The organism is Photobacterium piscicola (assembly GCF_046058925.1).
Classification (GTDB): domain Bacteria; phylum Pseudomonadota; class Gammaproteobacteria; order Enterobacterales; family Vibrionaceae; genus Photobacterium; species Photobacterium piscicola.
The window spans coordinates 2,071,209-2,095,907 of record NZ_CP175534.1 but is presented as its reverse complement, the minus strand read 5'-3'; the positions used below and the strand labels follow the sequence as shown (position 1 = coordinate 2,095,907).

General features: G+C 37.9%; 20 protein-coding genes and 4 pseudogenes. 12 read left to right on the top strand and 12 right to left on the bottom strand.

Going from position 1 to position 24,699, the window contains the following annotated elements:
- Positions 1-161: 161 nt before the first annotated feature.
- Positions 162-515: a YajD family HNH nuclease gene (locus tag ACJZU6_RS09990; protein ID WP_045036123.1), complete on the top strand. Its 354-nt coding sequence runs from the start codon at positions 162-164 to the stop codon at positions 513-515.
- 133 nt (positions 516-648) lie between these two features.
- Here ACJZU6_RS09990 and ACJZU6_RS09985 read toward each other — a convergent pair whose 3' ends face one another.
- The gene (locus ACJZU6_RS09985) at positions 649-1,731 is read right to left on the bottom strand and encodes a site-2 protease family protein (RefSeq protein ID WP_080157213.1); all 1,083 of its coding nucleotides are present in this window, start codon (positions 1,729-1,731) and stop codon (positions 649-651) included.
- A gap of 381 nt (positions 1,732-2,112) precedes the next feature.
- Here ACJZU6_RS09985 and ACJZU6_RS09980 point away from each other — a divergent pair, with 381 nt between their 5' ends.
- The 3 genes and pseudogenes from ACJZU6_RS09980 (at position 2,113) to ACJZU6_RS09970 (ending at position 5,375) form a co-directional block, all read left to right on the top strand.
- The gene (locus ACJZU6_RS09980; protein ID WP_080157215.1) at positions 2,113-3,039 is read left to right on the top strand and encodes an LpxL/LpxP family Kdo(2)-lipid IV(A) lauroyl/palmitoleoyl acyltransferase; all 927 of its coding nucleotides are present in this window, start codon (positions 2,113-2,115) and stop codon (positions 3,037-3,039) included.
- A gap of 271 nt (positions 3,040-3,310) precedes the next feature.
- Entirely contained in the window at positions 3,311-4,246 is a 936-nt protein-coding gene (gene lpxL, locus ACJZU6_RS09975; protein ID WP_408900195.1) for an LpxL/LpxP family Kdo(2)-lipid IV(A) lauroyl/palmitoleoyl acyltransferase, read from the top strand.
- A 113-nt stretch (positions 4,247-4,359) separates the two neighbouring features.
- Positions 4,360-5,375 (top strand): annotated as a pseudogene (locus ACJZU6_RS09970) (IS110 family transposase).
- Positions 5,376-5,626: 251 nt separating this feature from the next.
- Here the strand turns inward: ACJZU6_RS09970 and ACJZU6_RS09965 are convergent.
- From ACJZU6_RS09965 to ACJZU6_RS09955, 3 genes are all read right to left on the bottom strand, one after another.
- Complete coding sequence (locus ACJZU6_RS09965) at positions 5,627-6,916, bottom strand: serine/threonine transporter (RefSeq protein ID WP_080157217.1); 1,290 nt, start codon at positions 6,914-6,916, stop codon at positions 5,627-5,629.
- A gap of 542 nt (positions 6,917-7,458) precedes the next feature.
- Positions 7,459-7,941 (bottom strand): YajQ family cyclic di-GMP-binding protein, encoded by a 483-nt coding sequence (locus tag ACJZU6_RS09960; protein ID WP_080157218.1) that lies wholly within the window; start codon positions 7,939-7,941, stop codon positions 7,459-7,461.
- A gap of 137 nt (positions 7,942-8,078) precedes the next feature.
- Entirely contained in the window at positions 8,079-9,137 is a 1,059-nt protein-coding gene (locus ACJZU6_RS09955) for a 3-deoxy-7-phosphoheptulonate synthase (RefSeq protein ID WP_080157219.1), read from the bottom strand.
- 318 nt (positions 9,138-9,455) lie between these two features.
- Between ACJZU6_RS09955 and ACJZU6_RS09950 the strand changes: the two genes are divergently transcribed.
- Positions 9,456-10,361 carry a putative PEP-binding protein gene (locus ACJZU6_RS09950; protein ID WP_080157220.1) on the top strand — a complete coding sequence of 302 codons (906 nt, stop codon included), beginning with the start codon at positions 9,456-9,458 and terminating at the stop codon, positions 10,359-10,361.
- Positions 10,362-10,484: 123 nt separating this feature from the next.
- Here the strand turns inward: ACJZU6_RS09950 and ACJZU6_RS09945 are convergent, their stop codons facing one another.
- Positions 10,485-11,522 (bottom strand): FUSC family protein, encoded by a 1,038-nt coding sequence (locus ACJZU6_RS09945; protein ID WP_107276141.1) that lies wholly within the window; start codon positions 11,520-11,522, stop codon positions 10,485-10,487.
- Positions 11,523-11,621: 99 nt separating this feature from the next.
- Positions 11,622-12,605: a catabolite repressor/activator gene (gene cra, locus ACJZU6_RS09940; protein WP_408900194.1), complete on the bottom strand. Its 984-nt coding sequence runs from the start codon at positions 12,603-12,605 to the stop codon at positions 11,622-11,624.
- Between the two features lie 350 nt (positions 12,606-12,955).
- On the opposite strand from cra, the gene fruB reads away from it, so the two are divergent.
- The 4 genes from fruB to ACJZU6_RS09920 all read left to right on the top strand — a co-directional run bounded on the left by fruB (position 12,956) and on the right by ACJZU6_RS09920 (position 19,148).
- Positions 12,956-14,074 carry a fused PTS fructose transporter subunit IIA/HPr protein gene (fruB, locus tag ACJZU6_RS09935; protein WP_408900193.1) on the top strand — a complete coding sequence of 373 codons (1,119 nt, stop codon included), beginning with the start codon at positions 12,956-12,958 and terminating at the stop codon, positions 14,072-14,074.
- A 47-nt stretch (positions 14,075-14,121) separates the two neighbouring features.
- On the top strand, positions 14,122-15,066 hold the full coding sequence (pfkB, locus tag ACJZU6_RS09930) for a 1-phosphofructokinase (protein ID WP_408900939.1): 945 nt from the start codon (positions 14,122-14,124) through the stop codon (positions 15,064-15,066).
- 78 nt (positions 15,067-15,144) lie between these two features.
- Complete coding sequence (gene fruA / locus ACJZU6_RS09925) at positions 15,145-16,899, top strand: PTS fructose transporter subunit IIBC (RefSeq protein ID WP_408900192.1); 1,755 nt, start codon at positions 15,145-15,147, stop codon at positions 16,897-16,899.
- A gap of 707 nt (positions 16,900-17,606) precedes the next feature.
- A complete protein-coding gene (locus ACJZU6_RS09920; RefSeq protein WP_408900191.1) occupies positions 17,607-19,148 on the top strand; it encodes an HNH endonuclease in 1,542 nt (513 codons plus the stop codon).
- 229 nt (positions 19,149-19,377) lie between these two features.
- Here the strand turns inward: ACJZU6_RS09920 and ACJZU6_RS09915 are convergent, their stop codons facing one another.
- Both ACJZU6_RS09915 and ACJZU6_RS09910 read right to left on the bottom strand, forming a co-directional pair.
- Positions 19,378-20,091, bottom strand: coding sequence for a transposase (locus tag ACJZU6_RS09915; protein ID WP_408900938.1), 714 nt, complete (start codon positions 20,089-20,091; stop codon positions 19,378-19,380).
- A gap of 58 nt (positions 20,092-20,149) precedes the next feature.
- Positions 20,150-20,385 (bottom strand): annotated as a pseudogene (locus ACJZU6_RS09910) (phage integrase N-terminal SAM-like domain-containing protein); the annotation flags it as partial.
- A gap of 211 nt (positions 20,386-20,596) precedes the next feature.
- On the opposite strand from ACJZU6_RS09910, the gene ACJZU6_RS09905 reads away from it, so the two are divergent.
- Positions 20,597-21,001, top strand: a complete 405-nt coding sequence (locus ACJZU6_RS09905) for a hypothetical protein (protein ID WP_372041753.1) — start codon at positions 20,597-20,599, stop codon at positions 20,999-21,001.
- Between the two features lie 388 nt (positions 21,002-21,389).
- Here the strand turns inward: ACJZU6_RS09905 and ACJZU6_RS09900 are convergent.
- The 4 genes and pseudogenes from ACJZU6_RS09900 to ACJZU6_RS09885 all read right to left on the bottom strand — a co-directional run.
- A pseudogene (locus ACJZU6_RS09900) lies at positions 21,390-21,632 on the bottom strand (phage integrase N-terminal SAM-like domain-containing protein); the annotation flags it as partial.
- Between the two features lie 187 nt (positions 21,633-21,819).
- Positions 21,820-22,326 carry a GNAT family N-acetyltransferase gene (locus ACJZU6_RS09895; RefSeq protein ID WP_327769071.1) on the bottom strand — a complete coding sequence of 169 codons (507 nt, stop codon included), beginning with the start codon at positions 22,324-22,326 and terminating at the stop codon, positions 21,820-21,822.
- On the bottom strand, positions 22,323-22,595 hold the full coding sequence (locus ACJZU6_RS09890) for a DUF1778 domain-containing protein (protein WP_107276132.1): 273 nt from the start codon (positions 22,593-22,595) through the stop codon (positions 22,323-22,325). Before ACJZU6_RS09890 ends, ACJZU6_RS09895 begins: the two co-directional genes overlap by 4 nt.
- 123 nt (positions 22,596-22,718) lie before the next feature.
- Positions 22,719-22,873, bottom strand: a pseudogene (locus ACJZU6_RS09885) (phage integrase N-terminal SAM-like domain-containing protein); the annotation flags it as partial.
- A gap of 354 nt (positions 22,874-23,227) precedes the next feature.
- Between ACJZU6_RS09885 and ACJZU6_RS09880 the strand changes: the two are divergent.
- Positions 23,228-24,064 carry a hypothetical protein gene (locus ACJZU6_RS09880; protein ID WP_408900190.1) on the top strand — a complete coding sequence of 279 codons (837 nt, stop codon included), beginning with the start codon at positions 23,228-23,230 and terminating at the stop codon, positions 24,062-24,064.
- A gap of 135 nt (positions 24,065-24,199) precedes the next feature.
- Complete coding sequence (locus ACJZU6_RS09875; RefSeq protein WP_408900189.1) at positions 24,200-24,664, top strand: ASCH domain-containing protein; 465 nt, start codon at positions 24,200-24,202, stop codon at positions 24,662-24,664.
- Positions 24,665-24,699: the final 35 nt, after the last annotated feature.

Here is a 24,699-nt window from a genome sequence, read left to right as displayed (position 1 = left end):
ATTAAAAGATCAACCTAGATTAAAATGTGATAGATAACAGAAGAGCTGAAACTTTACTTGAAATTTGTTGTTCGGTGATGGTTCAATACGACCATTGGCAGAGAGTTGCCTAAACGGCTAGAGAGACTAGCGGTTTATTTCTTTATAAAATAGGTCAAGATATGTCGTCTGATTATACTGGTACTAGTGCTGCTTATGCTCGCCAAGAAGCGGGCTACCGTGAAAAAGCATTAAAAATATATCCTTGGGTGTGTGGCCGTTGTTCGCGTGAGTTTGTTTATTCAAATCTACGTGAGTTAACCGTTCACCACGTCGATCATGATCATACGAATAACCCTCAAGATGGTAGTAATTGGGAGTTGTTATGCTTATTTTGTCATGATCATGAGCATGAGAAATACACCGATGCTGATAATGGTCAAGGCAGTGTAATTCGTGCGGGTGAAGATGATCACCAAGCCGCGACATTTAACCCTTTTGCAGATCTTAAAGCGATGATGGAAAAGAAAAAATAATCTAATGCGCGAATAAGATTAGCGACTGTTATTGATTATAATAGCCAAGAAAAGCCAGCAATTGTTATTTGAATGCTGGCTTTTTTATTGTTATTTTTTGTTGTGTTGCTCTATTATGGTTAAGCCAACGTAATTAAGTGCCTAAAATTTGTAGCGGCAGACTTAATAAGCTGTCACCTAGGCTCGCAAAGTAGGCAATAATACCGATAAAGGCAGCAACAAGACTGACATACCATACGGTTGAGAATATTTGACCATAGCGATCTAACGGCAATAAATGACTTTGATGACGTTGTCGCCATTCAAAAATAATCTCTAAACTGCCCATAATCAATAGGAAGCCAAATAGAGTCAGGCCTAAACGGTAGCTTAAAATTACCCCAGCAACTGCCGCCAATGCACAAGCAATAATGCCAATTTTACTGTTCATCGAAAAACTAATGCTTTTTAGAACATGACCACCATCGAGAGGTAGAATAGGTAATAAATTAAACAGATTTAATAGTGCATTAAAGACGGCTAAACCCGCAAAAAACATTTCGCCAGTGATCCAATAAGCGATCATGCTGGCTAATGACATGATTAAACCAAATGCTGGCCCCATAATAGAAATCACCACATCCTGCCAACGGGTGTTAATTTTCTCATCACTTAATGCTAAACCGCCAAGAAAAGGAATTAAATAAATACCTTTGGTTTTCATGCCAAAATATTTCATGGCACGAATATGCCCATATTCATGGAAAACTAAACAAGCCAGTAACGCTAATGCAAATTGAATTGAGAATAGCCATGAATAAGCAGCAAGGCTTGCAGAGGCAAGTACGACCTTAATTAATTTAGCACTTTTGAGGGCTTTCATGCCTAAAGACACTAATCCAATCAGGCTGAATTTTTTCTCTGGTTTTATCGGTTGCTGAGGGTGTTGGCGTTCAATATCTTTAACATCCCGCTCGCCTTGCGCAATCATTTGGTCATTAGCCGTCGCGTGATATTGGATCAGAAAAGGTTGCCAACTCAAGCTTCCGTTCAATTGGCATTGAATAGTTTGTTCATTATTAGAAAGCTCAAACTGGTGTATAAACTGATCTGTATCGGTTGGCGCAGCGGCAATTTGAGAAACGAGAGTGTTGTCCCAAAATAATTGTTGCCATCCTGCCATTGAGCCTTCAAGTCGTAACGGCTTACCTAAAAAATCGATTACCAATAATTCCAATGCATGATCCACAGAGTAAAGAAAGATAGGGCAATTATACGGAAAAATACGTATTGAACGAGTCTCTGTTACGGGTTGTTACATATTACTCGTTATGAGAGGCGAAAGTTGACATTAGTAATAAATAACAGTTTGATAATAAAAAGATTTAGTTATCTTTAATTTTACATCGTGGTTGTTTTTTATACAGAATATTCGCATGTTAAACAGATTTTTATTTATTTTTATTGGAAAGTTTGTATTGCGTCAATTTTCATCACAAATAGACGAGTTTTACTTTTTACTATCATGGTTAGGCTTTATTATAGACGCCTATCTAATTATTATATTTTTTGTATTTTTTAGGATAAAAAATAACGAAAAAATAGGTCACAATATCGCATGAGTTTTAAAAATAAGCCTGTATTTACACGATCATTACTTCACCCTCGTTACTGGGGTACATTAGCATTAGTGGGATTAATGTATTCGCTGAGTTTATTACCCTATTCGGTGCAACATTTTCTAGGGAAGCATATTGGCCGTTTAGCGATTAAGTTAATGAAAAAGCGTCGCCATACTATTTATCGTAATTTAGAGTTGTGCTTTCCTCTGATGAGTGAAAGTGAACGAGAAAATTTAGTTAAAGAAAATATTGATAACACGGGTTTGGCATTGTTTGAAACAGGCATGGCATGGTTTTGGTCTGATGCTCGCGTTTGTCGTCACGTTACGATTAACGGAATGGAGCATATGGAACAACTTGAACGCGAGGGCAGAGGTGCATTAATGGTTGCGGTGCATTCAATGAATCTTGAACTTGGCGCGCGTGCTTTTGGCATTAAAAAAACCGGTATGGGTGTTTATCGCCCCAATAATAATCCGTGTTTTGATTTCTTCCAATACCAAGGTCGCTCACGATCTAATCGTACTTTAATTGATCGTAAAGACGTTAAGGGCATGTTGCGAGCGCTAAAATCTGGTGAGCGAGTGTGGTATGCGCCTGATCATGACTATGGTCTTCGACGTTCAACATTTGCCCCTTTGTTTGCGGTAGAACAAGCATGCACTACTACAGGAACGAGCTTATTAGTTGATGCGACAGATTGTGCAGTCGTGCCATTTACTATGGTGAGAGATAATGATTCTGGTCATTATACGTTAACGATATGCCAGCCTGTTGAGGGCTTCCCGCATAAAGATCCTGATGCTGCGGCTGGGTTTATTAATAAGATTGTAGAGCAATCAATCATGGCAGCCCCAAGTCAATATATGTGGTTACACCGTCGTTTTAAAAATCGTCCAGAAGGACAGCCAAGTCTTTATTAATTAAAGCGACATCATAAAAATACTGCGAAAGCTCACTTTTTAAGTGGGCTTTTTTTATTTTATATATAGCCAATAATTAAAGTTGATTTATTAACCAAATAATAACTAAACTTAATCTTTGCTGTATAGCAATTATTGGGATATTACATTGACTTGCATTCAATAAAGTATTTTACATAATATAATGGCACGATTAGTTATGTGAGTTTTTTAAGAGACTGTTTAGAATACGTATTCTTAAAATATGAGCAGAGGAACCCTGTATTTTATTATGAGTAGATTTACTGAGCCAGCATTTCGTAAAGCTTTCTTACATCCGCGTTATTGGCCTGTTTTAATATTAATAGGAATAATGTATTTGCTAAGTTGGCTGCCTTATTTTATTCAGTTTCGTTTAGGGCAATGTATTGGCCGATTAGTCATGAAGATGATGTCCGGTCGCCGCGATACAGTCCAGCAAAATATCGCTCTGTGTTTTCCCTTTATGGCGAAAGAAGAGCAACAACATATAATGAAGCAGAATATAGATAACGCTGGGCTGGCCTTATTTGAAACGGCAATGGCGTGGTTTTGGCCTGATATTCGTGTAGAACGGCATGTTGAGGTCGAAGGATTAGATCATGTAGAACAGTTACAACAGCAAGGAAAGGGTATTTTACTAATAGCAGTACACTCTATGAACTTAGAATTAGGTGCACGTGCTTTTGGTTTAAAGACTCCAGGAGTTGGCGTATATAGACCGAATAATAATCCCTGTTTTGATTACTTCCAGTTTAAAGGTCGTGTACGTTCCAATAAATATATGCTTGATCGTAAAAATGTGAAAGGCATGCTTAAAGGCTTAAAGAATGGTGAGATATTATGGTATGCGCCTGATCAAGATTATGGTCATGGTCGTAACTCAACCTTTGCTCCTTTATTTGCAGTAAAAGAGGCTTGTACGACAACTGGCACCAGTTTGTTGGTTGATGCTTCAGGTGCGGTGCCTTTGGCTTTTGCGATGATTCGTAATAGTAACAGTGGTAAATATACGTTAAAAATATTTCCGCCATTAACTGAGTTTCCACATAAGGATCCTCATGCTGCTGCGGTGTATATCAATAAAGCAGTTGAACGTTCTATTATGTCTGCACCAAGTCAATATATGTGGTTACACCGACGGTTTAAAACCCGTCCTGAAGGTGAGCCGAGCTTATATCATTCATAAGCCATTGATGTGAGAAAATAAAAAACCGAGCTTTTAGGGCTCGGTTTAATTAGATGGTCCGCCTCACTCTAAAGCCGCTAGGCTTTAGTTGTGAGTATCTAGAGAGGCGAACCATCATGTTAATTAAAGTACTTGGTATTGATTTAGGCAAAACTTCATTTCATCTAATTGGGCACGATTATGCGGGCCGTGAGGTATATCGCAAAAAATGTAACCGTGCTCAACTATTAAAAATATTGCTTCAACTTGATAAAACTACTGTTGCGATGGAATCTTGTGCTGGATCTCACTGGCTAGCAAGAAAGTGCCAATCTTTTGGACATAACACCAAACTAATCCCTCCTCAATACGTTAAACCCTATGTAAAAACTAACAAAAATGACTACATTGATGCTGATGCTATCGCTGAAGCTTCTGCTAGACCTTCAATGCGTTTTGTTAGTGTCAAAACTGAAGAATCCCAAATTTTATCTGCAGTACAACGTATCCGTTCTGGGTTTATTAAAGAACAAACAGCAACGATGTGTCGCATTGGTGCACTACTACTTGAATTTGGTATCAATTTTCCTCGTGGACACGCTGCCATGGGAAAATTATTTCAATGGCTTGCCGATAAAAATCACACCTTACCACCACTTTTGCTTCAAGAATTAGCTGTTCTTTATGAGCATTATCAATATTTACATCAAAAGATTGCTGAGCAAGATAAAAAGATAAAAGCAGTTTTGAAAGAATCAGAAATGGGTGAATTATTACAAACTATCCCAGGTATTGGACCGATGATTGCGAGCGCATGTTTATCAGAAGTACCATCACCAAAAGATTTTAAAAATGGACGACATTTAGCAGCATGGGTAGGCTTATTCCTCGTCAATATTCAACAGGAGGGAAATCCACACTGCTGGGTATCAGTAAACGAGGGAATAAGTCATTAAGGACATTATTTATTCATGGAGCACGAGCTTTGATATCAAGGCCAAAAATAGCTGAAGCTATTTTTGGGGATTGGATAACAGAATTATTAAAACGAAAACCATTTAATGTTGTAGTTGTGGCGTTAGCTAATAAGTTGGCAAGGATCGCTTGGTCAGTAATGGTAACTGGATTGCCATTTAGAAAACTAAATTAATCAGATTTGCATGTGTAGAGAGATAACAGAACGGTTAAACCACCAGATAAAGGACCTGATACAAAAAACAGTGATTATACACTTTCGGCTTTTTAAGGATTATCTGGCGCGGAGCTTATCGTGGAGATGAAGTTTAAGTAAGTTAACTTCAATTAAACTCCGAATACATTAGCGCAAACCAACCTCGTTATCGAAATTTGCACTTGCAATAACGAGGCGGACCATACATTTTTGTATGATGGCGTGTAATATTACTGTGCTAATGAGTAGAAAATAGCAGAGATAGACATTAAACCAATAACAGTAACGAAAACATTACTAATTGAACCTGCATATTTTTTCATCGCTGGCACTTTCTTAATTGCATACATTGGCATGATAAACAACAACATCGCAATAACGGGTCCACCCAAGTTCTCAATCATACCTAAAATACTTGGGTTTAATGTTGCAACTGCCCAAGTGGTAAGCAGCATAAACAAAGCAGTGAAGCGGTTAAGTTTTTTGTCTGAAAGTGTTTTGTTATTATCACGCGCGACTTTATGAATAATGCCATTCAAACCTTCACTTGCGCCTAAGTAGTGGCCCAAAAATGATTTTGTGATAGCAATAATTGCCACAATCGGTGCAGCATAAGCAATAACGGGTGTATCAAAATGATTCGCTAGGTAAGTCAAAATTGAGGCATTTTGTGCTTTAGCTTCGATGAGGTTAGCAGGCGTTAAACTTAACACGCAACTACAAACAAAAAACATCACCGTAATAACCATCATAATATGGGCGCGTAATAAAATACGAGACCCTTGGCGTTCTGCATTAACACCATATTCTTTTTCTTTAGCAACAGCGAATGAAGAAATAACTGGTGAGTGGTTAAATGAAAACACCATTACAGGCAAGATTAGCCATACTGCCATGATGACGGTATTACTGCCGCCGCCTTGAGGAATAATATCAGTGAAAATAGCACCATTCCAATGCGGAACAAGGTATAACGCCAGCATCAGTAGAACCGCAACAAAGGGAAATACTAAAATACTCATCGCTTTTACGATCAGTTGCTCACCTAAACGAACAATGGCCATTAATACAAGAATCAAAACCAAAGCTAAGATTGCACGTGCTGGTGGCTCAATACCTAACTGAAACTTCATAAAGCTTTCAACGGTATTAGTTAAAGCTACACTATAAACAAGCAAAATAGGGTAGATAGCAAAGAAGTATAAGACAGTAATAATCTTACCCATATTTTTACCAAAGTGCTCTTCAACCACCTCTGTAATATCAGCACCAGGGTTAGCACTTGATAGTACAAAACGCATCATCGCTCGGTGAGCAAAAAAGGTCATTGGTAATGCTAGAATCATCATTACGATAAGGGGAATTAAACCGCCAACGCCAGCGTTGATCGGTAAAAATAAAGTGCCAGCACCAACTGCTGTGCCATACAAACCTAGCATCCATACGGTATCACTTTTACTCCAGCCGAGCTTTTGGGTATTTTCGGTTGTTGCAGTTGTTTTCTGTTGTGCGGTGCCCATTATGGACATCTCCTTTATTTTCTTTTCAGTCACTGCATACCGAGATAAGTGAAGCCGTACAAGCAAGCAAATAGATAGTGATATACAACAAGGATAATTGTTGTAAGAGGTGAGCGTTCCATGATCGTAATAAGCATTCCGTGCTAGTTATCGTTGCTGTTGTTGTTACCTACTTATGTTAGTTACAGAGAATGAAAAATAATTAACCATTATTGAAGTGCGTGAATTATAGGGTATAAGCATGCTCCGCAACAATTTTTGCAAATAAAAAAAATTCGTTTGCTTAAAAAGTATTCTACAGTGTGATTTTTATGTTGCGACTGTTATTGGTGCGTTTTTAAGGTGGGGTTTTTTGATAAATTGATGTTTGTGTTGTGTGTTAATTTATATTTGTATGACGTATTTGCGCATAACAGTAAAGTATAATTTTGATAAACACAGTTTAAATATTATTACTTTTTTTAAATTCATTCAAAAAAAGTTTAATATTTTATTCAAAAAAAAGGAAGCGTAAGACGCTTCCTTCTTTATATTTGTTGCGATTAATCGCGGAAATTATCAAATTGGAATGGCTGACCCAGTTCTTGAGAACGAACAAGTGCCATTGTTGCTTGTAGATCATCACGCTTTTTAGCGGTAACGCGGAGTTTTTCACCTTGAATAGACACTTGAACTTTTAGTTTTGCGTCTTTAATTTCTTTAACCAGCTTCTTAGCATTGGTTGTTTCGACGCCTTGCTTAAATTCAATATTTTGTGATGCTGTTTTACCAGAAAACGTCACGGTTTTACGCTCAAGAGCATTGGCATCAACGCCACGCTTAGCCAGATTACCACGTAAAATAGCAACGATTTGATCAACTTGGAATTCTGATTCTGATGTGATCTTGACGATTTCTTTATTTAATTCTACGTTGGCTTCAACACCACGAAAATCAAAACGAGTACTAATTTCTCGGATTGAATTATCTACCGCATTTTTAATTTCTACGGTATCTACTTCAGAAATAATATCAAAAGATGGCATGTTATTGGCCTCTAACCTAAATGTGGGAATCTATCCCGTTATGAATTAATGAGTACATTATACTGTTAATTTAATACGAAGAAAGGAGCGACAATATATTGATGCTCCTTTTATTGTATTAAAATAGTAAAGCAAACTTATGCATTGGCATCTTTAATTGCGCTGGCTAGCATATCAAGCATCACTAATGTATCTTTCCAATCAATACAGGGATCTGTTATCGATTGACCATAAACAAGCTCGTTTTCTTTACCGCAGATAACCGCTTGATTACCTTCTTTAATAAAGCTTTCAGCCATAATGCCTGCAATTGACTGGCTACCATTACGAATTTGCTCACAAATATCAGCCGTAACATCAAGCTGGCGTTTGTGTTGTTTTTGGCAATTACCATGGCTAAAGTCGACAATTAACTTCGGTGCTAACTCAAATTCAGCCAATGTTTCGCAAGCCGTTGCAATATCTTGGTGGTGATAATTTGGCATTTTGCCACCACGAAGAATGATATGGCCATATGGATTGCCGGCAGTACGATAAATAGTCATTTGACCGTTCTTATCGGGTGAGCAAAACAAATGAGATGCGCGCGTGGCACGAATAGCATCAATCGCAATTTTAATATTGCCATCGGTACCGTTTTTAAAACCAACAGGGCAAGATAATGCAGAAGCCATTTCACGATGGATTTGAGATTCAGTGGTGCGGGCACCAATGGCTCCCCATGTGATGAGGTCAGCAATATATTGACCGGTGATCATATCTAAAAACTCAGTCGCAGTGGGTAGCCCTAGCGCATTAATATCAATTAATAATTTACGCGCTTTATGCAAACCAGTAGCCAAATCGAGACTACCATCTAAATGTGGATCTGAGATTAAACCTTTCCAACCAACAACAGTACGCGGCTTTTCAAAATAAGTACGCATAACGATAAATAATTGGTCTTTATATGTTTCTTGTACAGCAACAAGGCGTTTCGCATAGTCCATAGCAGCGTCGGTGTCATGAATTGAACATGGACCTACAATCACCAAAAGACGAGAATCTTTACCTGATAAGATTGCTTCTACTTGCTTACGTGCACTATCAACATGCACTGCAATAGCATCTGTCATTGGTGAGGCTGTTTCTACTTCTGCTGGGGTCGGCATTCGACCTAGACTTATTGTGCGAAGTTCATCTGTTTTCATTGGCATAATAGTTTGCCTACCTTGGTATTCCTGTAATAACCCCGTTAAGATAGCCCAAATCAGCACTGGAATAAACCAAACTTGTGATAACAAATAGGTTTTTAATGAGTAATTGTGGATATTGTTAGCTGAAAGGGTGATTTTACATGCAATTATGCATCAGCATAAACTTGGTAGCATATGTTCATGAAGTTGAATAATTGTTATCAAATAACGTTTTATTCTTGCTTGAAAATTAAACACACAGTAAGGTCAATAACGGTCTATTTTATTGGTGCAAAGGGATAGACATTAGGCTATTTAACATGGAGGTCGAGGTGGAATATGACAACACAAACCGAATTAATGCTGGCAACAACCGCGGTGTTACACAATGCACAACAATTAGCGACGCTAGACCATGAAGGGATTGGGTTAGTTTCTTTAGATGATCTTATTGCCACAGAAGTTGGTATTCATCCGTTAGTTTTTACCCAACAAAATCTTTTATCTGATGTGACTCAACAAGCGTTACAACAAAAAATAGCGGATCAGTATGGACAACAGAGTGTCGCATTAGCTGAATATTATGTTGCTCTGCTGACTGAATTATTAATATCAGCAGCCAGACAACAAGGCTCTGCACCATTAAAAGTACAATTAGCAGGGGCTAATGCTGAATGTCGCTATCAATTACTCGGTGCTGAATTAGAAAGTGCCGAAGTTAATCCTTTATTAGGGTTACGCGGTGCAAGTTTTTATGCTGATGTTCATTATAAAGTGAGCTTTGCATTACAATGTGAAGCAATTAAGCGGGCTCGTGCAGCTGTTGGTGGTGATACTATTGAACTGGTAGTACCGTTTGTGCGTACCTTTAGTGAAGCGGCAACCATGATTGATTTACTGGCTGAACAAGGTTTATGTCGTGGTGCAAATGGCTTAAGAGTGCATATGCTTTGTTCAGTACCTGCAAATGCATTGCTAGCGGATACTTTTATTCATTACTTTGATGGTTTTGTCGCAGATGTTACGCAATTAGCACAATTGGCATTAGGACAAGATTTTGCCAATACCAAGCTTCATTATCGGGTTGATACTCAAAATGATGCGGTGATACAGCTATTAAAAATGTTGTTAGCAGTTGCGGGCAGTGCATCCAAAGAATGTGATATTTATTATGATGCAATTTCACAAGCTCCGCGTTTACAACGGTGGCTGATGGATCATGAAGTTAACACTGTTATTTGTTAATTAAGGCTATTTGTAATCATCAGTTAGTTGCTAATCATAATGATGAGAGAGTAGTTGTTATTTAGTCATAAAAAACCAGCGACTATTGATTTTAATAGCGCTGGTTTTTTTATTATGGATCGTTTACTTCTGATTAATAATACGTAATTGAATAATCAACGCTTCTAGGCGACCAATAAATTGACGTGTTAGCCAAAAATAACCGTAAATACCCAATGCATTAGCCGCATCCGTTGGGGAAATCTCTTCAGCCATCGTCGATAACAAATCAATATCAGGTAATGGTTCAATATTTGATAAATCCGCATGCGGCGTTGATGCTTGTTCTAATTGGCTTAGAATCGTAATAATATGCTGCTGATAGACTTTTAAATCATTCTGAGCTAGTAATTGACGACGGCTAATATCTGAACTCCAATGGGTTTCAATTAATTGTTCAGTTACACTAATTAATGAACGTTGCACGGTAATGATTGTTCGATAATGGCCGGCGAGTTTGTGCCTTTCTTTTTGTACATTAGGTAATAGAATGATCATCTTCATGTGGCGTTCTAATACTTCACGTTTCATGGCATTAAGTTGTTTAATACTTAGCATGTGGGCTGAAGCGTGTGCTTGGTAAAGCTGACGTAATGCACGTAAGTTTTGATTAAACAGGGTATTCCAACTTGTTATCGCGCGAATAGGTAATAGCAACGAAAAGGCAATGGCAATTAAACTACCAATTAAGATATTGGCAACGCGCCATAATGCTACACTTACTTCTAGCGCGGTGTCTCCTTGATAAGAAACAATAATGAGTGTCATCACGGCTAAAAAGAAGAAATAGATATTTTTACCGTAAGATTTTAGTGATAGCAAAAATACCCATGCCAACATCCACACCGGAATCAGGTAGTCCAGCTTATCGGGGAATAAAACTGTCAATAACCCCAACACTGCGCCTAATAATGTGCCACCAATACGCTGAAAACCTTTATAAACAATGGCTCCTGCATAAGGCTGCATCATAACCACAACCACGGTGACAGGACCCCACATTGAATGTGGAACGTGGACAACAGCATAAAAGGCAAGCGTAAAAGCAATCGCCAATGTTACCCGTAAAGCATGAGAAAATTGTGCATGCGATATTAATAATGCTTTAAGACGTAAATACATGGTGGAGCCTATAGCAACCTAATAGAAAGAGAGAATAATGTGTAATCGAGTATTTTTTCATTATTGCTATTATTCCGCAATAGAATAATAGCAATATCATTAACGATGAATGACTTGGCGCGGAATAACCTCAATATTTGGCTCATAACTTCCGTTTATCGCTTTTAGTGCCAATGTAAGCGCATGTTCGGCAATTAGTTCAAACTGCTGCGGTAATGACTGTATTTTGTTGGGTAAAAAATCCAACAAACGGTTATCACCAAATGTAGCGAGATAAGTACGACTCATCAGTGGTGGATTTTTAAGTAAACAATCCAGTACCCCTTCAAACAAGGTATAGGATGTTGCTAATATCGCATCAGGAAAACAGTCATCATCAATCCATTGCTGAACCATTGATTGTCCATTTTGCTGACTAAAATGTTCCCCATAACTCATAATAGTCGTCACTGGGTGTGAATGGCGGTTAATCGCAGCAATAAAACCCTGCTGACGCTCTTTTGATACCCCTAAATCTGCAACGGCACCAATAAGGCCAATACTGTTAATTGGCTTACTCAACAATGATTGCGTCAGTTGATAAGCACCTTCTAAATCTTCACTGATCACGGAGATAAAAAACTCATCGTCTAATGCACGGTCAATGGCAATAACAGGCACGCCATTAGCTTGAATCTTTCGATAAAATGCGTTGTCAGAAGTAAGGGCACTGGCAACAATCAACGCATCAGTTCGGCGGCTTAACAGCATGTCGGCAACTTTCATTTCGGTTGCAGGATCATCATCAGAGCAAGAGATAATCATTTGATAACCCGCTTTGCGCGCATCACGCTCTAATAACTTAGCAATTTTGGCATAACTGCTGTTTTCTAAATCAGGAATGATCAATCCAAGTGAATGGCTGTTTCCAACTCGAAGCGAGGTCGCAGCATGATCGGGGCGATAGTTATGTTCTTCAACAACAGCCATTACTTTGAGCTGAGTTTTTTCACTAATACGATATTGTTTTGCTTTACCGTTAATAACATAACTTGCCGTTGTTCGAGACACGCCTGCTAGTTTTGCGATTTCATCCAATGTCATTATCGTTATCCGTTGTGAATTCATGTTAGGGAAAGCATCAGAGATTTAATCGGGCTGATTGTTATTTACTAAATATAAGTTTGTGCGCTTGATCATATATTCACTTAATGCATACTTATCAGCGTTTGCAATTCTAGCTGAAACGATTCAGTATGCAAGCTGAAAGGTTTCAGCAGGGTGTTGTTAAACGATAAACACCCGTTGTGAACATTTTTTATTTCCCGTTTTGCTGAAACGATTCAGCTATTGATAAGCACATACTGCGATGAAGTGAATAGGGTTTATCAATAGCTTAATGAACAGCATTATAAATAGCGACGATCTCACAGAGCATTGAATCGGAGAGTTACATGTTATCACTGTCTAAAAATGATATTACGATGCAACAAACGGCATCGAACAAACAAGACGCCATTAAAGCGTTGGCGGCTGATCTTGAAGCAACGGGATTAGTACAGACAGGGTATGTCAATGGCATGCTTGCCCGTGAGCAACAGAATTCAACCTATTTAGGTAACGGTATTGCGATTCCACATGGTACGACTGAAACCCGTGATTTAGTTAACCATACCGGAGTGAAAATTCATCACTTTCCACAAGGTGTGCCATGGGGCAATGATAATACGGCTTATATTGCAATAGGGATTGCGGCTAAATCGGATGAGCATTTAGGCATTCTAAAACAGTTAACCAAAGTGTTATCTGCTGATGGTATTGAAGAAAAATTACGCCATTGTGAGTCTGAGCAAGCGATCATTACCTTATTAAGTGGTGATGAGCAGCAAGAGGCTGAATGTAATGCTGAGCTTATTTTAAAGCAATTTCCAGCACAAGATTTATTACAGTTAACCGCTGTTGCTGCGGGCTTAATTAAATACCAAGGATTTGCAGAAACAGCCACCGTCACTGATGCGATTAATCAAGGTCCGACTTATTTAGGTCAAGGGCTATGGCTGGTTAAAAGTAATAAACAAGTGCAACGTACCGCGATTGCAGTGGTAACACCTCAAGAGCCTTTTGAAGAATTAGGTCACCCTGTGGCGGGTATGATCATGATCGCGGCCAATAATACTGCCCATAAAGCGAACCTTGAATACCTCACATCTTTGATTTATCAAGGCAAGATTGCGCAATGGTTAGCATCTTCAGCACAAGAAATGGTAACCGCACTGACGCAAGTGGCCTTAGAAGGTAATCAAGCAATCTTTAAGATTCGTAATCCCCATGGTTTACATGCTCGCCCTGGTGCAATGTTAGTTAATACCACCAAGAAATTCGATGCAGATATTCAAGTGGTTAATATCACCAGCGACAGTAAGCCCGTTAATGCGAAAAGTTTAATGAAAGTGATTGGCCTTGGTGTGAAATGCGGTAATGAACTGCAATTTACCGCACATGGTAGTGATGCAGACGCGGCATTAACGGCAATCGGTCAAGCTATTGCTGATGGCTTAGGCGAAAAACTATAAGGATCGCAGCAATGACAATTTCAACCTTACATACAGAGACACAAACCATGCCCCACGCTGTTAAACCCAAAGTTGTTGCGGTAACACTCAATCCAGCATTAGATCTTACTGGCAGTTTAGCGGCCATTTCGCTAGGTAGCGTCAATGTGGTTGATAGCGGAAGTCTTCATCCTGCGGGCAAAGGCGTGAACGTTGCTAAAGTCTTAGCAGAGCTTGGTGCTGATGTGACAGTAACGGGTTTATTAGGTGCTGATAACCAAGAACCTTTTTGCCAATTGTTTGAGCAAATCGGCGCAACCGATAAGTTTATCCGCGTGGCGGGTGCAAGCCGAATTAACGTTAAATTAGTCGAAAAAAATGGTCAGGTAAGTGATATTAATTTCCCTGGCGTTGCGGTTACTGCGGCCAATATTTTAGCCTTTGAAAAGACATTATTTGAATTAGCAGTCACCCATGATGTGTTTGTGATTGCCGGTAGCTTGCCACAAGGCATTACCCCTGATATGTGTGCTAATTGGTTAGAAAAATTACATCAATTAGGCAAAAAAGTGTTGTTTGATAGCAGTAAATCAGCCCTTGCCGCAGGTTTAGATGCCCATCCATGGTTGGTTAAACCCAATGATGAAGAACTGGCTGAATGGGCAGGGAAAGCATTAGAGACTCAGCAGCAATGCATGGAAGTTGCTGAACAAATCGCAGCGAAAGGCATTGCTAATGTGGTGGTATCACTCGGTGCAAAAGGGGTGATGTGGCTTAACCATGAAGGCTGGTTACATGCCCAACCGCCAAAAATGGACGTCGTGAGCACCGTTGGCGCAGGCGATACTTTAGTCGCTGGTTTATGTTGGGGTGAACTTAATCAACATTCAAAAGCGCAGTCATTACAATTTGCGACGGCATTATCAGCAGTAGCGGTGACACAAGTGGGTGTCGGTGTTGATAATATCAATAAAGTTAATGATATTGCTAAACATGTCATTGTAACTCAATAGCTTAAGTACATAGAGCTTAATCACATCATTGCTTAACGACAGAAGAACATGTGAAGCAACATTGACCAAGGTGTAAATATGAAAATAGCATTAGTAACAGCTTGTCCTAGCGGCATCGCAACCACCATTATCGCAGCGGGTTTATTAGAAAAAGCCGCCGCAGAACTACAATGGCAAGCAAGCATTGAATGCCAAACTGCATTTAATCCAACCAAAGAATTGACTCAACAACAGATTGATGACGCTGAAGTGATCATCATTGCGACGGGCACAGCGATTGATAATTCACGCTTTGTGGGTAAAAAAGTTTATCAAGCGGATATCACAGCTTGTTTTGAAAATACCAAAGCATGGCTAACAGACGCTGTCACACAAGCACAATTATTAACAGCAGCCAGCACTCAACCTGTCGCTGATGAAATCGATAATACGGTTAAGAAAATTGTCGCGATCACTGCTTGCCCAACGGGTGTTGCTCATACCTTTATGGCAGCAGAAGCATTGACAGAAGAAGGTCAGCGTCAGGGTTATGATATTAAAGTTGAAACCCGTGGCTCAGTGGGTGCTAAAAACCAACTTACAGATGCTGAAATTGCAGCCGCAGATTTAGTCATTATCGCTGCCGATATTGAAGTAGACTTAGCCCGATTTAATGGCAAAAAGCTTTACAAAACCAGCACAGGGTTAGCGCTCAAGAAAACCAAACCAGAAATTGAAAAAGCCTTTGCAACCGCCACGGTATATCAACATTCTGGAAATACTAACGCTCAAAACACAGATACAAAAACTGAAAAAGCAGGGCCGTATAAACACCTAATGACAGGTGTGTCTTACATGTTGCCATTAGTGGTGGCTGGTGGTTTATCCATTGCCTTATCGTTTGTATTTGGTATCGAAGCCTTTAAACAAGAAGGCACGTTAGCCGCAGCCTTAATGACCATCGGTGGTGGTTCAGCATTTGCGTTAATGGTGCCAGTATTGGCGGGTTTCATCGCATTCTCAATTGCCGATCGCCCAGGTTTAGCACCGGGTTTAATTGGCGGTATGTTAGCTAGTACCACGGGCGCTGGGTTCTTAGGCGGTATCGTTGCAGGTTTCCTTGCCGGTTACAGTGCTAAATTCTTGGTTGAAAAAATTAAACTGCCACAATCAATGGAAGCGTTAAAACCGATTTTGATTGTGCCATTATTAGCCAGCTTAATTACCGGCTTGGTAATGATTTACATCGTTGGTGGTCCAGTATCAGCTGCAATGGCAGGTTTAACCACATTTTTAAACAACATGGGTTCAGCGAACGCGGTATTACTGGGTATTATTCTTGGTTGTATGATGTGTTTCGACCTAGGTGGCCCTGTAAACAAAGCCGCTTATACCTTTGGTGTTGGCTTGTTAGCTTCACAAACCTATGCCCCAATGGCAGCAGTAATGGCTGCGGGTATGGTGCCAGCAATGGGTATGGGTTTAGCAACATTCCTTGCAAAACGTAAGTTTTCAGCTAGCGAAAATGAAGCAGGTAAAGCCTCGTTTGTACTAGGTATGTGCTTTATTACTGAAGGCGCAATCCCATTTGCAGCCCGCGATCCAATGCGTGTTATTCCAAGCTGTATGATTGGTGGCGCATTAACAGGTGCATTATCAATGTTGTTTGGCGCAAAACTAATGGCTCCACATGGTGGCTTGTTTGTTCTGCTAATTCCAAACGCAATTTCACCAGCATTGCTTTACTTAGTCGCCATTGCTGCGGGTACGGTAGTAACAGGCGTGATATACGCATTCTTAAAGCGCCCAGAAGAAGGCTCAGTTGCGGCTGAAGCGGCACAAGCTAACGCGTAATTAACGCGAATACATTATTTATTCAAAGCCGACTTAATTGTCGGCTTTTTTGTGTGGGATAAAGGGGATAGGTTATAAGGGGCGAGGGATCAGGAAGAGCGCATGTCGTTATATTAAAGCCACAACACCCGTCATTCCCTACAGTGAGGTTACGAACGAGATAGGGAATCTAATTACAGCACGTTGTAGTATTATTATTTTTGATATATTTAAATGCTCACTGAAATTCTGATAGTGAATACAAAACTCACCCTGTCATTCTCTACAGTGAGGTTGCTAACGCGATAGGGAGTCTATTTACAGCGCGTTGAATCGCTATTAATTATTATTTTTTAAATGTGGTAGTTGGTTATTTAAATAAGGCATAAATTGTTAAACATCATCATTGTCTAATTTATCAGAATGTTTTTATTATGGAATGAAATATGGTTTTTTTGATACATGTATTCTTTTATGTAAGTTAGAAAGAGAGAAGCCATTGCGCACCTTTTATACTGTTAATACATGCAGCGGTTAGTATTAGTAAAAAAAGTGGAAACTAAAAGGCAGGTGCCCGATTTTGTGACTTCTATCGGGCAACCAATGTAATAATGTTTTTGATTTATAATGTTTTTTGTATAATGACGAATTAAATACGGGCGCAGGTTCAAAGAACAAATTCGGGCAAGTTGTTAATCGTATTAATTATAATAATAATGGAGTAAAAAATGCCAAATGTTAATTTGGATGCGTTGATTTCTCGTGAAGACTTTGAAGTTATTGAAAGTAGTTCACGTGCATCATCCTTTAATCAAAACGTCAGTGTTAAAGATTTAGAACGAGGTGAGTTTTTTTATGCGGGTTTAAGAAAACCTGACTTTCAACGAGAAACATCGGATTGGACTGATGAACAGCTGTGCGAGTTCATTCAGAGTTTTATCGATGGAGATCTTATCCCGGCGGTAATTCTATGGAATTCTGGGCCATATAATTTTGTAATCGATGGAGCGCATCGATTTGGGGCGTTGATCGCTTGGATTAATGATGATTATGGTGATGGTGTTATTTCACAAAAGTTTTTTAACAATGAAATTGATGACGAACAAAAAGATATTGCCGCTAAAACACGAGAAAAGATAAAGAATACGGTAAAATCTTATAGTGAATATAAAAATGCTATTTTAGATAGTTCAAATTGCGATAGAGATATGCTTGAAAAAGCTCTTAGCTTGGGCAGAACATCAATTCAGTTACAATGGGTTACTGGTGGTGCAGACAAAGCTGAGCATTCATTCTTTAAAATTAATCAGAAAGCATCAAAGATTAATGATACAGAAATTGAATTATTAAAATCTCGACGAAAAGCATTTGCTATTGCATCAAGGGCTATAATTAGAGCTGGTACAGGTCATCAATATTGGTCGAAATTTGATGAAGGTGTGATGCAAGATATTGAAAAAATAGCAAAAGAAATTCATGGATTGATATTTTTGCCAAAGGCTTCAGGTGTTATTAGGACTCTAGATTTGCCTTTGGTGAAAAAACATAATTCGCCACAAACAAATAGTTTTATATTTGACCTTGTTAAAAAATGTAATGGTATTCCAACTAATACATCCAAATTAAAGGATGACTTGGATGGTAAATTAACCGTTCAATATTTAAAAAATGTATTCAAATTTTTGCGCAGGGTTAACTCATCGCATCCGTCATCTTTAGGGTTGCATCCTTTAGTTTATTTTTATAACAAGCGTGGTAATCATATTTACTCTGCAATCTTGGCTTGGGTAGATGTAATTAAAGACATTGAAAAATCGCCAAAATCTTTAGCTGCTTTTTCGTTTATTCGACCAGATTTTGAGAAGTTCCTTATAAAATATAAGCATTTCATTTCAGGTGTTAATGCTAAATATGGTAGTGGTACCAAAAGTTACAAGCATGTTTTTAAAATTAATACGTTAATTATTAGCCAATTGCAGAAACAAGAAGCTGAAGCATATATTGTTGAATTAATTCTGAGTGAATATGGCTTTTTGACCGAATCAGATGAAGTGAATATTACTTCTGCGAAATTTTCAGCAGATGTTAAATCACAGATATATATACAAGAATCATTACCTAAAAGCTCTACTTGTTCTTATTGTCGAGGTTTTATTCACCAGAATTCAATTTCTTTTGATCATGTTGTTCGCAAACAAGATGGGGGTAAAGGAAGCGTTACAAATGGAGCTTTAATGCATCCATACTGTAATACATCTGCAAAAAATTAATACGTTTAACAGATAAGGATATGTGTCGCGCAGCCGACACCTATCCGAAGTGTTGGACAAGCCCGAGCGGCTTTATATAAGTAAATATTGCGAATGTAATGAAGTGTGATGCTAAAAAGAAGTCGAGCGTTATTCTTGGTGTGAACCAATCAATTTAATTCATTGATTTATAATTAGATCCTCTTTAATTATTACGCGTTAATGCCATTGTCCTTATTATTTTACGTTTTTATCTGGGTCGAAAAATCCCCGCTAATTGCATGACATGCTGACAGCATGGACAAAAGGGTTGTGCCGTTAAACGGACAACTTTTTGTGGTGAGGGCAACGTCAGTTGCCCTACTAACATAAAGGCATATTGGATCAGTTGAAGCTGTTTTTTCTCATGTCCTCGTAATAAACCATAATCACGAACTCGCCTTAATCCTTTCGGTAATACATGTTGCAATATCAGCCATAGAAACTGTAATACAGGCAAAGTGCGCGTTTTCATTGTCTTTGTTTGGTTATCTTTATATCGAAATGTCACCTGATGATTATCGAGAGAAAGAATGTCTTTATCTGCGATGATCCCACGATAAAGATACGTTGATAAATACAATAAAGCGGGTTTGCCATGACCAACATGGCGGCAATCTACTACCCATTTATTTGCTAATTTGTCAGGTAAAGAGAGCTTGAGTTTGGTGGTGATATATTCCAGTAATCTAGCTCGCCATACTTTCGCTAACGCAAAAGCATTAAATAGGTACTTATTTTTACACTGTTTCCATTGTCGTTTCTTGTCATCAAAGCCACCGCCAGTGATCACCATATGAATGTGAGGATGTAAGTCTCGACGTCGATTATGAGTATGCAAAACAGAAGTAAAACCTATTTTATTGCCAAGATGTTTATCATTATTAGCAAAGCTTTTTACAACACTGGCAGTGACGGTAAACATGGCTTGGTACAACAATTTAGGGTGTCGTTTTGAAGAGATAGGACACCCATAACTTTCATAATCTATTACGATCAATTCTGACAGTGCTCCATAAATGGTTTTTAATCGGTTGAGCAAAGTATCGCTTGAGATCATCAGTGGTTAACGTATCAGGCGATTTATTCAATGGTGACTAATGCGACGAAGTGCACGACTATAAGCATCAATAGTAGCTGGACGTTTACCTTGTAAAGTTAGGTGGGTAACATGTTGTTCATAAAGATAATCTGAACGTTGTTGTTGTTCATTATTCATCATTAATACTCCATTATAAGGAGTATTAAAGGTAGCTTAATCGCTATCTGCTTTACTTTGCCAGCGGCTTCGTTCAACAAATTCATCAACACGATTTACTACATCCGGCGTTCTAGGTTTCTTTGAGTTTACCGTGTTAAGTGGTAAATTTGAGCTTAATTTACATGGTAGCAAACGTGTTATGCTGGCGTTAATCGTACAAGGAGGTACAATGTATAAATTACGAAAACTGGAAGGTGAGCAAGATTGGCTAGATGCGGATGGAGTTAAGATTTATACCATTTCAGCAAATGAAGAACCAATCAATATGGACGTTTTTCATCAACGACTAACCGAAGTTAAATCTGAAATAACTCTCGAATGGGATCAAACTGCTGCGTTCGTTATTTTTCATAATGGCGCAAGTTGTAGGTATTTGGTTTTAGCTTGGTGGGGTAATGATAATGAATTATTTACGTCAGTATCCGTTCAAGTTAATGGGGTTTGGGTTGTAGATCCAACTAAATATTCGTTTTGCCTTTATGACATTGAAGTTATGTGGAAGGAACGTAATATCTACATAGAAACAATAGATTGTGAAAGTCCGTCATTGGTTAAGTATCGTACTAGCCGTTAGATGTACGTTTAACAGATAAGGATATGTGTCGCGCAGCCGACATCTATCCGAAGTGTTGGACAAGCCCGAGCAACCTTATATAAGTAAATATTGGTAATGTCATGAAAGGTGATACTGAAAAGAAGTCGAGCGTTATCCTTGGCGTGAATCAATCAATTTAATTCATTGATTTATAATTAGATCCTCTTTAGTTATTATGCGGTAATGCCATTATCCTTATTATTTTACGTTTTTATTTGGGTCGAAAAATCCCCGCCAATTGCATGACATGCTGAAAACATAGGACAGCCATAACTTTCGTAATCCATTACGATCAATTCTGACGATGTCCCATGAATAGGTTTTAATCCGTTGAGCAAAGTATTAAAACATAGGACACCCACAACTTTCGCAAACCATTACGATCAATTCTGACGGTGCTCCATGAATGGGTTTTAATCAGTTGAGCAAAGTATCGCTTGAGATCATCAGTGGTTAACGTATCAGGCGATTTATCTAAATGGTGAGTAATGCGACGAAGTGCACGACTATAAGCATCAATAGTAGTTGGACGTTTACTTTGTAAGATTTTGTGGGTAACTTGTTGTTTATAAATATAATCTGAACGTTGTTGTTCGTATTCATTTTTAATACTCTATTAAAAGGAGTATTAAAGGTAGCTTAATCGTTGTCTGCTTTACTCTGCCGCGCAGCGGCTTCGTTCAACAAATGTATCAACACGATGCTTATAACATTCGGCATTTTTGGTTTGAAGTATAATTGGTTTTGAAAGTTGGTCGTCAGCACGTGTTATATGGTGGCGTTAACTGTTTCTCGGTTTAAATTAATTCACCGATACTAGCTCTAATGTCTGCAATTGTAATAAACAGTTTGTTATCAGCGTCTTTAAATGCGGTAAAACCGTATTTTTCATAGAAATACTCAGCGCCATCTTTTGCATCAACAATGACGACAGGGAAGGCGACCGTTTCACTTGCCATTAATAGTTTTCTAAGCGCATCAATCAAAAGCCATTCACCGAAACCTTGACCTTTGTATCTATGGTCAACGGCTAAGCGGGCAATCAAACCACCAGAAGTTACAGTGTGATGTTTCTTCTGTAATTTAGGAGGTAAATCTTGAATATCAATAGGTGTCATTGTTAATGTGTAATAACCAATAATGTGCTCAGGACATTGCTTATCTTCAAGAACAAAGGTACGAGTATTGTCTTTCTTAGCTTGTTGGCTTGCCATAACTTTCAAGTAATTATTGAGTGCGGTAATACCACAATCAAAACGATTTCGGTCATGTTTAGTTTTTTCTAATTGGACTGTATTCATTATTGAGTTTTATCAATATAACGTGCAGCTGCTTTTTGTAATTTGCTATTTGGTTTAGCTGGTTGGTCTAACGCAGTCATTAAAGTCATAGCATCTTGCTGGCTTAGTTGTAGGGTTCGTTCACGCTCCATAATAGTTTTTGCTTTTTCTACAGCAGCACTAAGCACAAATGAGTTAATGCTAGACATACCGGCAATAGCAGCAGCTTGAGATAGTAGTTCTTGTGTATCAATATCTACACGTGCTGTAATACGAGGTAATGTAGTAGCCATAATAATCTCCATTCAGTGTCAAAGTGGCACAGGTGAATTGTAGTTTAATTATTATACGCTGACAAATTTTGTGCCATTTTGGCACGCTGTAAGAGATGGTAAGGGATAGGACATTCATAACTTTCGTAATCCATTACGATCAATTCTAACGGTGCTCGATGAATGGATTTTAATCAGTTGAGCAAAGTATCGCTTGAGATCATCAGTGGTTAATGTATCGGGGGATTTATTCAATGGTGAGTAATACGACGAAGTGCATGACTATAGCCATCAATAGTAAAAGAAACATAGGACACCCATAACTTTTTATTTCAAAAATAGATAATATTAACGCGATTATCTGACCTGATAATCATCATTCTCTACAGTGAATGTCTGTGAGGGCGATAAGATGTCTATTTAGCGTGAGTATAAATATGGTTTTTTCTACTATTACCCTAACAATCATTAAGATGCATTAGTAATATAGGATTGATGACTTCATGAGATGGCGAAGTGAATAATTAGAATCACCAAGTGAAGTTATAAATACAAGGTTATGTTTATATTGTATTTTTTAAAATAAGAAAGTAATATTTAGCTCGTAATCGTTCAAGGTAATAAATATAGGTTTCTTTCATAAAGAGTATAAAATGAGCAGTTATAAACAACTATTTACAGTGGCTACGTGTGGTTTAGTAGTATCTTTAAATGCATTTTCAGGTGAAATGCTGGATGTTAACAATATTAAATTTGAAGATAATAATTTTAAGAACTGTGTTTTAGCACAAAAAATTATGAATCCGAAAAATATAACTAAACTAGTGTGTCGTCAGGTAAATATAGATCATGCAAATGAAGTTAGTTATTTTCCTGTTCTTAAGGAGTTATGGTTATCAGGATCACAATTGACGAACATAGATTTGAGTAAAAATACTGAGCTAACATCGGTATCTATAACTAAATCAAATCTAGCTAACTTAAATTTGAATAATAATCCCAAACTTACTGAGTTGAATGTTTCTTTTAACCATATTTCTAAGTTAGATCTTACAAAAAACCCACAATTAACAGATCTGAGCATCGTTTCTAATAAAATTGAAGATATTAATCTATCAGAAAATACTAAATTAATGTATTTGTGGGCAAAAGAGAATAATTTAAAAAAGATAGACTTTAGCCACAATCTTGAATTAATTCAAGCCGGGTTAACTGATAACCAGTTGTCTCAAATCAATGTTAGTCATAATGGTCAACTTAATAACTTAAGCTTAATGTATAATCAATTATCTGAATTAGATATAAGTAAGAATATTAAATTAACAAAATTACATATTACAGATAATAAAATTACTAAGTTAGATATTAGCCATAATCCTAGATTAAGAGCATTATGGGCAACTGGGAATCCGTTAGTTGAGTTGAATATCAGCTCTAATCCTTCTTTAAATGATTATGAAGTTGATGAGACTGTTTCTGTTAAAAAATAATTATTAAAACTTAATCGATAATATATGTGTCGAATTATCGGCACTTATTTTATAGAAAAGATGTATCCATATTATTTTTCAACTATTAACATATATTTTTAATTTATTACCGTTATTATTAATGAAGAGAATTTCATGGAAGAAAAATCTCAAATCTACTTAAATAAATACCTCAATTCACTGTCTGAAATTGAGTGTAAAAAATACCAATCATTCAGTTCAGACTATTTTTGTGCTGATGAACATAATGCTAATTTGTGCGCAGAATTAATTCGAAGAGGACAAAAGACAGCAACATGTAGCCTTAATTATTGGTATGTGTCAGAAAAAAAGTTAATGCCAGTTAATGGCCATTTACAAGTGGTTGTTGATTGGAACGGTGAGCCTATTTGTATTATTGAAATTGATTCAGTAGAAACGTGTAAATATAACGAAGTATCAGCAGAATTTGCTTATGCAGAAGGTGAAGGTGATCGGTCATTACAATGGTGGCGTGAAACGCATTGGCACTACTTTGCGACTGAATGCTTAGCGTTCAATATTGCGCCAAGCGAAGATATGGTACTGGTATTGGAACGATTTCATGTTGTTTATCGTTAGGAATAAAAAATAGCAATAAAGTAAAGGGCGTTAAA

Coding starts and splice junctions, on each gene's coding strand:
- ACJZU6_RS09990 (WP_045036123.1), top strand. CDS start 162: ATGTCGTCTGATTATACTGGTACTAGTGCTGCTTATGCTCGCCAAGAA.
- ACJZU6_RS09980 (WP_080157215.1), top strand. CDS start 2,113: ATGAGTTTTAAAAATAAGCCTGTATTTACACGATCATTACTTCACCCT.
- lpxL (WP_408900195.1), top strand. CDS start 3,311: ATGAGTAGATTTACTGAGCCAGCATTTCGTAAAGCTTTCTTACATCCG.
- ACJZU6_RS09965 (WP_080157217.1), bottom strand. CDS start 6,916: ATGGGCACCGCACAACAGAAAACAACTGCAACAACCGAAAATACCCAA.
- ACJZU6_RS09960 (WP_080157218.1), bottom strand. CDS start 7,941: ATGCCATCTTTTGATATTATTTCTGAAGTAGATACCGTAGAAATTAAA.
- ACJZU6_RS09955 (WP_080157219.1), bottom strand. CDS start 9,137: ATGCCAATGAAAACAGATGAACTTCGCACAATAAGTCTAGGTCGAATG.
- ACJZU6_RS09950 (WP_080157220.1), top strand. CDS start 9,456: ATGACAACACAAACCGAATTAATGCTGGCAACAACCGCGGTGTTACAC.
- ACJZU6_RS09945 (WP_107276141.1), bottom strand. CDS start 11,522: ATGTATTTACGTCTTAAAGCATTATTAATATCGCATGCACAATTTTCT.
- cra (WP_408900194.1), bottom strand. CDS start 12,605: ATGACATTGGATGAAATCGCAAAACTAGCAGGCGTGTCTCGAACAACG.
- fruB (WP_408900193.1), top strand. CDS start 12,956: ATGTTATCACTGTCTAAAAATGATATTACGATGCAACAAACGGCATCG.
- pfkB (WP_408900939.1), top strand. CDS start 14,122: ATGCCCCACGCTGTTAAACCCAAAGTTGTTGCGGTAACACTCAATCCA.
- fruA (WP_408900192.1), top strand. CDS start 15,145: ATGAAAATAGCATTAGTAACAGCTTGTCCTAGCGGCATCGCAACCACC.
- ACJZU6_RS09920 (WP_408900191.1), top strand. CDS start 17,607: ATGCCAAATGTTAATTTGGATGCGTTGATTTCTCGTGAAGACTTTGAA.
- ACJZU6_RS09915 (WP_408900938.1), bottom strand. CDS start 20,091: ATGTTTACCGTCACTGCCAGTGTTGTAAAAAGCTTTGCTAATAATGAT.
- ACJZU6_RS09905 (WP_372041753.1), top strand. CDS start 20,597: ATGTATAAATTACGAAAACTGGAAGGTGAGCAAGATTGGCTAGATGCG.
- ACJZU6_RS09890 (WP_107276132.1), bottom strand. CDS start 22,595: ATGGCTACTACATTACCTCGTATTACAGCACGTGTAGATATTGATACA.
- ACJZU6_RS09880 (WP_408900190.1), top strand. CDS start 23,228: ATGAGCAGTTATAAACAACTATTTACAGTGGCTACGTGTGGTTTAGTA.
- ACJZU6_RS09875 (WP_408900189.1), top strand. CDS start 24,200: ATGGAAGAAAAATCTCAAATCTACTTAAATAAATACCTCAATTCACTG.